Here is a 10,717-nt window from a genome sequence, read left to right as displayed (position 1 = left end):
TCAGCAGCTCAGCCTGTTCAGGGGACGGGTAGAAGCGGTACTTGTACGCCCGCTTCACCACCTCACCCACGCCTCACAATCTAGCAACCGTCCATCTAAGACGATCAGCGACGGGAGGGAGCGGCGTTTCCTCCCGGCCCTGAACGGCCGGGTATCCACGCCGCAATTCTGATGATCAGCCGCTTCCCACAGCGACTGAACGCCAGGCCCGGAACGTGGGGATCAACGACTTCCACGTGGGACGCATTGTTGCGGGCCTCGATGGCCTTGATCTTTTGCAGTCCCCGCATAGGCCGGGCCTCCCGCATGGCGGCGCGTGCAGGCGGACCAGCGAGGTGGCCGGGGTGCGTCGTCCCTCGCGGTGGCGGCCAGCTCGTCGCTCTCCGTCAACCGGCCGCCGAGGGCGGGCGAGAAAATCATGCCGCCTCGGTGGCCTGTCGGTCACTCCGGGAACTGCTCGCCGTGGCTTTCGGCGACCATGTACGCCGCATACCACTCCGGCCAGTTCTCGTCGCGCTCACCGCCGTTGCGAACCTCGTGCTTGCCGTGCGCGGCCGCCGCCCGCTTGAGCGCACCGACCAGGTCGCTCAGCGACGCGTACTCGATCGCGCCCGTATCCACGCGACCGGGGATCCGCGTGGTGACCTCCTGGAGCAGGAAGCTGTTGCCGTCGGGGTCACGGAAGGTGGCGAAGGACCCGTAGCTGGCGCGGTCCTTCGCCGGTCCGCCGGTCTGTCCGTCGGCGATCTGACCGAACTGGGCGCCCGAGGCGTCGGGGTGGAACACGTCGCTGACGCCCACGCCCAGGTTCACGAGCTCGTCGTGCGCGGCCTGGATGTCCGAGACCACCAGGTAGATGCCCTCGGCGGTACCCGGGGCCTGCGCGGTGATCCTGCTGCCGAACTGGATCGACGCCGGCGATCCGGGAGGCGTGAACTGAACGACCCGGAAGCCGTTGTCGAAGCCGAAGTCGGCGTCGAGACGCCAGCCCAGGTCCTCGTAGAACCTCTTCGACCGATCGACGTCGCTCACCGGGATCACCACGGCCTCGAGCTTGAGGTCGGTTTTCATGAGTCTCAACTCCTTCGTCTGCACCAGCAAGTTGCCGGCATCACCGATGATTGCTCCGGCGGCCACCTGGTCACACCAGGGAGAGACCCTGGTCTCCTGCCGGCCCCGGGCACTGGATGAATCGGACACGCACGAGCGAGGCCAACCCCTGCCGGCCAGCGACCTCGTCCAGCGTCGGCGCCGCCTGCTTGGCGCACGGGTGATGCCCGGCCGTCCAGAACCAGGGTTCTGCCCCGTAGGCCCACGGGTGCGATCGGGGGATAGCGGCGCGATAGTGAGGGCAGCGCACGCTCGCGCGCGGTGAGGCGAGGAGAATTCCATGGAAGGAATCTGATGAGCGATGCCATCGAGTGCGATGTCGTTGTCGTGGGCCTGGGCCCGGGTGGGGAGCACGCGGCCGGCAGCCTGGCCAAGGCCGGTCTGCAGGTGGTCGGGGTCGACCAGCGGCTGGTTGGCGGTGAGTGTCCCTACTACGGTTGCATCCCGACCAAGATGATGGTCACCGCGGCCGAGAAGCTCCGCGAGGGCCGGCTGGTGGAGCGCCACGCAGGTACGTCGGTGGTGACCCCGGACTGGAATCCGGTCGCGGACCGGATCCGCAACGAGGCCACCGATGACTGGAACGACCAAGTGGCGGTGGACCGCCTGGTCGAGGCCGGCGGCACCTTCGCCCGCGGACGCGGCCGGATCACCGCGCCAGGCATGGTCACCGTCACCGGGCCCGACGGCTCGATCACGCCGTACGTCGCCCGGCGCGGGATCGTGCTGAACACCGGCACCACCCCTGCCGCGCCACCGGTGCCCGGCCTCGCCGAAACGCCGTATTCGACCAACCGGGACATGGTCCAGCTGACCGAGCTCCCAGCCTCACTCGCGATCCTGGGCGGCGGTGCGATCGGGTGCGAGCTGGCCCAGGTGTTCGCGACCTTCGGGGTCGAGGTGACCGTTATCGAGGCATCCCCGCGGATCCTTGCGATGGAGGAGCCAGAAGCCTCCGAGGCGGTGCAAAGAGCGTTCGACGCGGCCGGCATCACCGTGCTCGCCGGCGCGCGGGCCCAGCAGGTCGAGCACGGCCCCCACGGGTTCCGGGTCGTGCTCGCCGACGGCACCGTCACCGCCGAGCAACTGCTGGTCGCGGCCGGCCGGCGCAACAACCTGCAGGACCTTGGCCTGGAGCACCTCGGTCTCGACCCCGAGGCGCGGGTGCTCGACCCGGACGAGCGGATGCGGGTGGCCGAGGGTGTCTGGGCGATCGGCGACATCACCGGCAAGGGCGCGTTCACCCACATGTCGATGTACCAGGCGGACGTGGTGATCCGGGACCTGACCGGGGTGGACGGCCCGTGGGCGGACTACCGCGCGGTCGGCCGAGTCACCTTCACCGCGCCCGAGGTGGGCTCGGTCGGGCTCAGCGAGGCGGCCGCGCGGGAGCGGGGCGTCAACGTCAGGACGGCGACCGGCGACCTGGGCACCCGCGGCTGGATCGCCGAGGAGCCCGGCCCGATCAAGCTGGTCGCGGACGCCGACAAGGGCGTGCTGATCGGCGGCACCGTGGTCGGCAGCATGGGCGGTGAGGTGCTCTCCGCGATCGTCACCGCGATCCACGCCGAGGTCCCGATCAGCACGCTAGCGAACATGCACTTCGCCTACCCGACCTTCCACCGCGCGCTGCAGCCGATTCTCCGCGAGCTCGTCTAGTCGGCATGAAGCGGCCGGCTCCTGTTCCGCTCCTGGTGGTTGACCTCGTGGGTCATCCACGCTGGGGCGGACGGGCCACACCGGAAAGGAGCCGGTCGCCATGGATGGCGTGACGCAGGTGGACGGTCCGATCCGTCTCGGACCGGACGTGGCCGCCCGGTCGGACCCGAGGCACGATCCCGGACCGGACCAGGACCTGGTGAACCCAGGTCCCAGTAGCAGGACACGACCGTGCGGATGCACCACTTGTCAATGGTGGCACGTCGCGGAGCGGGTCGTTGAGTCCCGATACCGAGGATTCCGCTCGGGCTTGGGCAGCAACGGCGCCATGTGCTGCCACAACCCGGTCCGGCACCGAAATCAATGTCGTTCATGAACAGGACGAGGCGGATGGCGCTGCAGTCGGCGCCTCAGCGCGGGCAGAGGCGGACGGGATGACCCGGAAGCTGGACTATCGGTGGCATCTGCGGGAAGTGCCGGGCGCGTCAGCGCCGTGTGACCGGTGCGCCGGGCTTAAGTCTCGGTCCTCACCAAAATGCGGCCCGGGCAGTGGGCTCCCGGTCCGACCGCCCACCTGGGTGGCCTTACCGGAGGTCGAGCTTCGCGCGACCCGACCCGAACCGACGTGCCCAGCGGCGGCCTGTTGTAGGGGACAGCACGAGTGCGCGGGCGCTGCGGCAATCTCCGTATCTCCGACCACGGCTCCTCTCCTTCTGATGTCAGGGGCCTGGATCACCGCCGCCTGCTGAATGCGTGACGTCCGGGTGAGTCGGGGTGAAACGGCCCAAGCACGAATCCGTTCGAGCCGTCGTCAACGGCGGCGACGTATCGGTGGCGCCGCCACCCGCTGCACCTTGCCACGACCGACACGGTCCACGATTGGCAATAGTCGGCGGCCAACTTCGCGATACGGAGCTGACGACTGAGCGGGGCACCGCACCGGATGCATTTCGACTCCGCCGCGACGACCTCGTAGGTGAGTTGGATCAACGACAAATCGAGGGCGGTGAGGTCGGGGCGCCGTCCGAAAAGCGCACGAGAGGCGGGTGCAGCTTCGTCGTGACTGCAGGTCGCTGGAGCGAGCGAACTACCGAGCGCCAACCAATACGCACAAGCCACAAACCACTCCATGATCTCCTCCGATATTGACTGCTTTGGTCAGCCGCACCGGCGGGAGGTTGGCGAGTTTCATCCCCACGATCTGAACTCTTCGCTCTCCCCAGATCCGGCATAGATCGATGCCGGCCTGACCACGCTCGCGCGGCCCACGGCCCTTTCGCCCCAGGGAGACTCCCTGGTCCATGCCGGGTCCTGGCGACAGCCGGCAAGGGTGGCGCGACCGGAGGAGTTCTCCGCCGTAACGGGCGAGCCAATGCGCCGCGATCGCCGGCTTCGTAAGTCGGCGCGGCCAGCGTCGTCAGAGAAGCCCTGGTTTACGTCTTCGCAGGCCCGTGGATGGGCCAGGGCTTCTCACGGGCGCGAAGGGCGGGGCATCAGCGGCATCGTTCAATCGTGACGCGATGGGTGCACGGCACGTCGAGGGGAGGGGAAGCGTCAGCCCAGCAGTTCCCGGATCCGCCCAGGTCCTACACCTGATCGCCTCGGACGTCGAGGCGGCCCGTGCCGAGCTTTTCAGGCGCGGTAGCACCGTGAGCGAGGTGTTCCATGACACCCGCGTTCCATCACGCGAGCCCCGAGAAATCAGCTGTCACTCGCAAGCAAGAGAAGGAGTTCTTGATGGGTACGATCGAAAATGCCGGCCAGGCCAGCACTGACCGCCGCCGGTTTCTGGGCCTCGCCGCTGGTGCCGTTGTCGCCACCCAGCTCGGCATTCCCGGCCAGGCGCAGGCGACGGCACCGGAGGGCACCGTGCCGGTGAGAAGCACGTCCTCCGGCTCCGGGAAGCAGATCAACGGTGTCCGCCCCTTCCGCATCGAGGTCCCGCAGAAGGAGATCAACGAGCTCCGGCAGCGGGTGAAGATGACGCGCTGGCCGGACAAGGAGACCGTCGCCGACCGGTCGCAGGGTGTCCAGCTGGCAAAGCTCCGCCCGCTCGTCGACTACTGGGGCACTCGCTACGACTGGCGCAAGGTCGAGGCGAAGCTCAACGCGCTGCCGCAATTCATCACCCAGATCGACGGGCTGGACATCCAGTTCGCGCACATCCGCTCGCCGCACCCCAATGCCCTGCCGCTGCTCATGACGCACGGCTGGCCCGGCTCGATCATCGAGCTCCTCAAGGTCTGCGGACCACTCACGAACCCGACGGCCCACGGTGGGCGCGCCGAGGACGCCTTCCACCTCGTCCTGCCGACGATGCCCGGCTACGGCTTCTCGGGCAAGCCGACGTCGACCGGCTGGAACCCGGCCCGGATGGCGAGTGCGTTCCACGAGCTCATGCTCCGGCTCGGCTACCCGCGGTACGTCTCCCAGGGAGGCGACTGGGGCGCGATCATTTCGCAGGTGCTCGCGGTCCAGCGGCCCGAGGGGCTCCTCGGCATCCACGTCAACATGCCCGGGACCGTGCCGCCGGACGTCCTGCGACACCTCCGCAACTTCGACCCCGCGCCCGCGAACCTGTCCAATCGCGAGAAGATCGCCTACGACCGGCTGCTGCACTTCTACCGCGACGGCTTCGGCTACGCGGCGATGATGAATCAGAGCCCGCAGACGATCGGCTACGCCCTCGCGGATTCGCCGGTCGCGATGGCGGCCTACTACTACGACAAGTTCGCGGAGTGGACCGACACCGGCGGCAAGCCCGAGAAGATCTTCACGTACGACGAGATGCTCGACGCCATCTCGCTCTACTGGCTGACCAACACCGGAACATCGTCGTCCCGGTCGTACTGGGAAGGCGCGCAGGCCGGTGGCGGCCCGTTCAACGCCTTCGACATCCCGACCGTCCCGGTCGCGGTCACGGTGTTCCCGGCCGAGATCTACCGCGCGCCGCGGAGCTGGGGCGAGCGGGCCTTCGGCAACCTCATCTACTGGAACGAGGTGGACCGAGGCGGCCACTTCGCCGCCTGGGAGCAGCCGCAGCTGTTCTCCACCGAGGTCCGCGCGGCCTTCAGGTCCCTGCGTTAGGTCAGGTGCTTGGGGCGGCGAGAGCGCCGCCCCAGGCGCCACCCAGGTGCAGGACGGTGGAACCGGCTGTCGTCGACGGCGATGAGCACGGCGGCGTTGCCGGGCAGTAGCCGGGACACCACCAGCCTGGTCAGCGCAGTGCTGACCTGAGTGACACACCAGCGGGCGTGGCCGAAGAACCAGTACGCCCGGGAGTGATGCCACACCAGCCCGGCCCCGGTGAGCCTCCCTGGTGATGGTGCCCGGCCGGGCTGCGCGATCACTCCCGGGACCAGGGCGGTGAACGTGCGAAACGACGGCCCGGTGAAACACGGCCGCAGCAGGGCCAGCAACGAGGTCAACGACTCCTCGGCCGCCCACCGGGACCCGGCCACGCGGACCAGTTCCCGTAGCCGGGTACCCTGTGGGCCGGAACACACGTAGAAGGCGATGTCGGTGGGATCGCTGATGCTGCGCCGGGCGAGGACCCAGCCGCGCGGGGTCGCGCGGGAAGGTCCGCCGGATCGGTAGCCGCGCCCAGTCGTAGCGGCGTGGGCCGTGCGCGCCGTCCAACAGGACAGCGTCTCTGATCAGCTAAGCGATCCTGTGTCGGAGTAGGTTTCCGGGATCGTTTCCCACCTGGGTGGGGTGGCGTGGGCGTGGAGGTGGAATCCTGCGCCCAGCGCTGCTCCGTGTGGCTGGTGGCCGGTGGTGGGTGTGCTGGTCGTGGTCACGTTCTGGTGCCGGTGTGCTGCGCGGGGCAGTTTCCGGTCCGTTGGTGCGTGTCCCTCCGGACGCTTGCCCGCCCGCCGGTGGGGCCGGGTGGGGGAGGGTGCCCTGCGTCGCCTGGGCGCGGGGCGTGCTGGCTTGCGCGCGGTGGGGCCGGTCTTCGACCGGTCCGCCCGGCCGGCGGTGGTGGGGGTGATGACGGCTGCGGCTTCGAGGGTGTCCACGACCGACCGGATCACCATGTGCCCGCTGCTCTTGTCGATGACGGTCTTGTTCTGGTGGGTGAGGCCCCGGGCGGCGACGCGACGCCAGGCGCCGTGGTCGCGGTCGCCCTCTGCCTGCACGGTGTGACGGTACAGCCCGGCGCGTTCGAGTACGCCTCGCGATCCGGTTCGGCGGCTGGTGAGTACGCGTGATCATTAAGGTGCCGATTGCGGCGAGTTCGGAGGCTTTGCCTTTTGCGGGTGAATAGTCTCGTGACGGGCGAGCATGGCGACGAACTCGCCGATTTTCCGCTCGCGTGTCTGCGCCCGTTTGACGGCATTGACGCGGTGGATGAGAGCGAACCGGTTGGTTTTGGTGAGTACGTCGAACATGGCCTGGGCGGCGGGGTCGGCGGCGATGGCGGCGAGTAGGTCGGCTGGCACCTCGGCTTCCGACGGCGGGGCGTAGGCGTCCGCCCAGCGCCCGTCGGCCTTCGCGGCTTCTGCCGCGGCGCGGCCTGGGGGCAGCATTCGCCCCTGCGCTTCCAGCCGGGCCACGTGGGCGACGTTGCGTTGTGACCAGGAACTGCGGGGCCTGCGAGGGGTGAAGCGGATCCAGGAGGTTTCCTGATCCCGTTTGCGGGCCTGCCCGTCGATCCAGCCGAAACACAGGGCCTCGTCGACCGCTTGCTGCCAGTTCAGCGTCGTGACTGTGCCGCCCTTTTTGGTCAGGGCGAGCCAGACACCGGGCGATGTGGCGTGGTTGGCCGACAGCCACGCGCGCAGCGCGTCGGCGTCCGCGACGATCAACTCATCCAGTTCGGCGCTGCCCATGACGGCAGCCTATCGCCACCACGCACAGCCGGTCCGCAGCACGTACAGGATCATGTCGATGACCAGCCGACGCGGATACCGCAACGGGGCGGCCACCGGATCACCGTGAGAGTGACTCGAGCGTCGGCCCATCGAGGCCGGACGGCCGGGGTCGGCACCGTGCGGGAACTCCGTCGCCATGTGTGCCGGATTCGGTGACAATGCTCGCCGGAAGGCGAGACGGCAAGTGGTCGAGGCTGGAGTGGTCAACGGTTGGGCGGACGCAAGTGGCCGGTGGTGGTCAGCACGGTCCAGCTCGGATGCCACCAGTACCGGGTCGTGCGGCCGGCGAAGTCGCCGAGGTTTGCCGGTCTCTACGAGGCCAGTTTCGGAGCCCAGTTCTGCCTCGACAAGGAAACAGCGGTGATGTTCGCTCAGGCGTGGGGCCTTGCTGCCCGGTCGCCGTACACGATCGTCTACCTTCCACTACGCCGCGCGGAGTCCCCCACCCACCATGTCTGGGAACGCCCGCTCGACCTGGTACTGCTGCACCACCGTCTCGCGTTCCCGCCATCACGGTGGAAGCAGGTCCGCTCCCGGTTGGGAACCGGCAGGCCGCACACCGTCGTACTACCTGGTCACGCATGGCCGTCGCGGCCGATCGCCGACCACAGAAAGACCTGGCACCAGGAGTTTCGCGATCACCTTCGATGGGACATCGCTGCCGACACGTTGGTGCTCACCGGGAGCCGCGAGGCGTTCGAGTTGCAAGCCGACCAGGTTCGCGCCTTGGCCGAGGAGTGTCCGGCTGATTGTGCCCACGATCCAGCGACGCACTGCTGTGCCGAGATCGGCATGGGCAGAAACCGGCGCTATACCGAGCGACGCCGGCCATACGCCGAACTGCACGCCGAGTACTCACAGTAGAGGCGAAGCCACGGTGGAGGCAGCGGCGGCGAGCACTTCGCGGCATGATCGCGCACCCGATCATGCGGGATGGGTGGGGTGGCCGCGTACGCCGTTTGATTCCAGTCCTTCGTCGGGTTCGACCGGGTGACGTAGCGGTGAGTTGGTGTGGGTTCACGGCTCAGCGCAAGTCGATCTCGACCTGGTGCTCGGCGAGCATGTCGAGCAGATACTTCAAGGTGATCGCCGGGCCCAGCCGACGCCGGTCGTAGCCGGCGATGTGGTGCTTGCGGGCAACGGCCGCATCGTGCCATACCAGCTGAAATGGTGCCTGCGACCCGAATCCCCCACAGAAACAATCGTCGAGGGCGTCGAGGTCCCAGCCGAAGTATCCGCCCGGGCCGTTGATCGCCTCGCCGATCGCACAGTAGAACCCTTCAATGTCAGTGACAAACCGACCGTCGAGGTCGTACGTGGTGCCGGCTGGCCGGTCCGGTGCACCGCAGCGGCGGTCGAGCGCTACTCCTGACCAGTGGTGGCGCAGCTCTCGGTCGTAGCCGGCCCACAGGTTCTTCTCGGCGGGCCGTCCGGTGCGCCAGTGCTCCAGGATGCCGAGGACCCCGGTCGGCAGAGGTTCCTGCGGCTCGCTGTCGACGGTCACGTCGAGGAGTCCGGCACCGAGCCGCGACGGCTCGCAGCCCTGGACCGTTCCGGACACCACGGCGCCGATCACCCGGTCGGCCGAACCGTCGGCGGCGAGCATGTGGACCTCAGCGCGGATCCGGCGGCGACGCAGGCCGGCCTTGGTTGATTGCCCGACGGCGTCCAGCGTTGATCCCCCGCCTGCGACGATGCGAACTCTGCGCTTGTATCAGGGGGGTGACACAAGTCGTGGAAGTGGATACCCTTGTATCAGCGTCTTGATACAAGGGGGAGTCATGACTACTGGCGGGCGGTATCGAATCGCGGGGATGGCTATCGGTGTGGGAACCGCCTTCGCCTTGACCCGTACCTACTTGCTTGACCTGGCCCCGGTCGCCCTGGTTTTGGCGGCTCTCCTCGGCACTCTCACCGGCGAAGCCGTAACGCCACGACCGGTACGTGGCCGAGGCGCCGCCAGTCTGCTTCCTCGGCGCGTACGCGATTACGCGCCGAGACGTGAACTCATCGTGGTCGCACTGCTCGGAGTCGGCATCGCGGGTTTTGCCAGCTATCCCATCCCTGAGCGCCCTGATCATGAGGTCAAGTACTTCGGCACTGCGGCGCCGGTCAGTCTTGCGAGCACGCTGATCACTCTTGGTGTCACTGCTGCCCTGACCGCCGTGATCGTGTGGCTGATCGTTCGTGCTCCTCAGACGGGAGTCAACGAGGCGGATACTGCGGCGGACAACGCCTGGCGCCACGACATCGTCCGCCGCCTGGTTTACACGTGCACTGCGGTCTTCGCGATCGTGTTCACCGCCCTCGCCTTCTGGTACGCCGATGGCCAGTGGGATTGGCGCGCTGGCGGCTCACCTGTCTTGGGCCTCGTCCTCAGCCTCCTTGCGGGACTCGGTCTGGCGACCTTCGCCTGCTACGCGGGCGCCCTCGTGGTGACCCCGCAACGGCTCCAGGAGAGCGTCCCGGCCGGTATTGCCGGCCAAATCAATGCCGACCGGGTCGCCGGATGACCAGCAGCCCCGCGATTCGGATCAACCCGTCCTCGGCTGTTCCTCCGTTCGAGCAGGTCCGCCAGCAGATCACGGATCTGATCCGGTTGGGAGTCCTTGAGGAAGGACAGCGGCTCCCGCCGGTCAGGCAACTCGCCGCCGATCTGGGGCTGGCCAACGGCACCGTGGCTCGCGCATACCAGGAACTTGAGGCAACCGGCCTGGTCGTCACCAGACGGGCAGCCGGTACCCGGGTCGCTTCCGCAGCCGTCCTGCCGCCAGATGCTCGCATCGAGGCATTGATCCTCCGGGCCCGTGAGTTCGTCACCGCCGGTCGCCTTCTCGGTGCCGGGGATGACGAACTCACCGACGCCCTCGCTGCCGCGCTGAGAGCCAGCGACACGGAGGGTGGAGGTCCCCTGAGATCGGCGGGCTCCTTGCCGTAGCCATTGCGCAGCCAACCCGGCGAACGTTCGTGGACACGGCACTAGTGCCGTGACCACGAACGTTCACGGTGTTGGGGTCAGGCTGCTTGAGTAGCGGGTTGGCCCCAGCGTCGTTGTCGTTCGCTGCGGATGCGGG

At 68.1% G+C, this 10,717-nt stretch carries 11 protein-coding genes and 1 pseudogene; 5 read left to right on the top strand and 7 right to left on the bottom strand.

Features of this window, described 5'->3' with window-relative positions:
- On the bottom strand, positions 1-58 hold a 58-nt coding region (locus tag AB0C02_RS32960), incomplete at its 3' end, for a helix-turn-helix domain-containing protein (protein ID WP_357553131.1).
- Between the two features lie 383 nt (positions 59-441).
- The gene (locus tag AB0C02_RS32955) at positions 442-1,071 is read right to left on the bottom strand and encodes a VOC family protein (protein ID WP_357553129.1); all 630 of its coding nucleotides are present in this window, start codon (positions 1,069-1,071) and stop codon (positions 442-444) included.
- A 333-nt stretch (positions 1,072-1,404) separates the two neighbouring features.
- Between AB0C02_RS32955 and AB0C02_RS32950 the strand changes: the two genes are divergently transcribed.
- Positions 1,405-2,769 carry an NAD(P)/FAD-dependent oxidoreductase gene (locus AB0C02_RS32950; RefSeq protein ID WP_357553128.1) on the top strand — a complete coding sequence of 455 codons (1,365 nt, stop codon included), beginning with the start codon at positions 1,405-1,407 and terminating at the stop codon, positions 2,767-2,769.
- Between the two features lie 1,737 nt (positions 2,770-4,506).
- Positions 4,507-5,856, top strand: coding sequence for an alpha/beta fold hydrolase (locus tag AB0C02_RS32945; RefSeq protein ID WP_357553127.1), 1,350 nt, complete (start codon positions 4,507-4,509; stop codon positions 5,854-5,856).
- On the opposite strand, the gene AB0C02_RS32940 is transcribed toward AB0C02_RS32945, so the two are convergent.
- The 4 genes and pseudogenes from AB0C02_RS32940 to AB0C02_RS32925 form a co-directional block, all read right to left on the bottom strand.
- Complete coding sequence (locus AB0C02_RS32940) at positions 5,853-6,188, bottom strand: transposase (RefSeq protein WP_357553130.1); 336 nt, start codon at positions 6,186-6,188, stop codon at positions 5,853-5,855. The two genes, AB0C02_RS32945 and AB0C02_RS32940, sit on opposite strands and share 4 nt — an antisense overlap.
- 12 nt (positions 6,189-6,200) lie before the next feature.
- A pseudogene (locus AB0C02_RS32935) lies at positions 6,201-6,405 on the bottom strand (IS701 family transposase); the annotation flags it as partial.
- Positions 6,406-6,425: 20 nt separating this feature from the next.
- Entirely contained in the window at positions 6,426-6,908 is a 483-nt protein-coding gene (locus AB0C02_RS32930; protein ID WP_357553126.1) for a hypothetical protein, read from the bottom strand.
- Between the two features lie 75 nt (positions 6,909-6,983).
- Positions 6,984-7,601, bottom strand: a complete 618-nt coding sequence (locus tag AB0C02_RS32925; RefSeq protein WP_357553125.1) for a YdeI/OmpD-associated family protein — start codon at positions 7,599-7,601, stop codon at positions 6,984-6,986.
- A gap of 252 nt (positions 7,602-7,853) precedes the next feature.
- Between AB0C02_RS32925 and AB0C02_RS32920 the strand changes: the two genes are divergently transcribed.
- The gene (locus AB0C02_RS32920) at positions 7,854-8,507 is read left to right on the top strand and encodes a hypothetical protein (protein WP_357553124.1); all 654 of its coding nucleotides are present in this window, start codon (positions 7,854-7,856) and stop codon (positions 8,505-8,507) included.
- A gap of 160 nt (positions 8,508-8,667) precedes the next feature.
- On the opposite strand, the gene AB0C02_RS32915 is transcribed toward AB0C02_RS32920, so the two are convergent.
- On the bottom strand, positions 8,668-9,249 hold the full coding sequence (locus tag AB0C02_RS32915) for a barstar family protein (protein WP_357553123.1): 582 nt from the start codon (positions 9,247-9,249) through the stop codon (positions 8,668-8,670).
- Between the two features lie 208 nt (positions 9,250-9,457).
- Here AB0C02_RS32915 and AB0C02_RS32910 point away from each other — a divergent pair, with 208 nt between their 5' ends.
- Both AB0C02_RS32910 and AB0C02_RS32905 read left to right on the top strand, forming a co-directional pair.
- A complete protein-coding gene (locus tag AB0C02_RS32910; protein ID WP_357553122.1) occupies positions 9,458-10,156 on the top strand; it encodes a hypothetical protein in 699 nt (232 codons plus the stop codon).
- Positions 10,153-10,581 carry a GntR family transcriptional regulator gene (locus AB0C02_RS32905; protein WP_357553121.1) on the top strand — a complete coding sequence of 143 codons (429 nt, stop codon included), beginning with the start codon at positions 10,153-10,155 and terminating at the stop codon, positions 10,579-10,581. The genes AB0C02_RS32910 and AB0C02_RS32905 overlap by 4 nt, the downstream gene beginning before the upstream one ends.
- The last annotated feature ends 136 nt before the right edge of the window (positions 10,582-10,717 follow it).

The sequence above is a fragment of the Micromonospora sp. NPDC048999 genome (assembly GCF_040649295.1).
In the GTDB taxonomy this organism is placed as follows: domain Bacteria; phylum Actinomycetota; class Actinomycetes; order Mycobacteriales; family Micromonosporaceae; genus Micromonospora.
Note: the sequence above shows the minus strand (reverse complement) of the source record. Positions and strands in the feature narration are given on the sequence as shown.

Bases quoted from the DNA above. Each gene is read 5' to 3' on its own strand.
- AB0C02_RS32910 (WP_357553122.1), top strand. From the start codon at position 9,458: ATGGCTATCGGTGTGGGAACCGCCTTCGCCTTGACCCGTACCTACTTG.
- AB0C02_RS32915 (WP_357553123.1), bottom strand. From the start codon at position 9,249: ATGCTCGCCGCCGACGGTTCGGCCGACCGGGTGATCGGCGCCGTGGTG.
- AB0C02_RS32945 (WP_357553127.1), top strand. From the start codon at position 4,507: ATGGGTACGATCGAAAATGCCGGCCAGGCCAGCACTGACCGCCGCCGG.
- AB0C02_RS32955 (WP_357553129.1), bottom strand. From the start codon at position 1,071: ATGAAAACCGACCTCAAGCTCGAGGCCGTGGTGATCCCGGTGAGCGAC.
- AB0C02_RS32905 (WP_357553121.1), top strand. From the start codon at position 10,153: ATGACCAGCAGCCCCGCGATTCGGATCAACCCGTCCTCGGCTGTTCCT.
- AB0C02_RS32950 (WP_357553128.1), top strand. From the start codon at position 1,405: ATGAGCGATGCCATCGAGTGCGATGTCGTTGTCGTGGGCCTGGGCCCG.
- AB0C02_RS32925 (WP_357553125.1), bottom strand. From the start codon at position 7,601: ATGGGCAGCGCCGAACTGGATGAGTTGATCGTCGCGGACGCCGACGCG.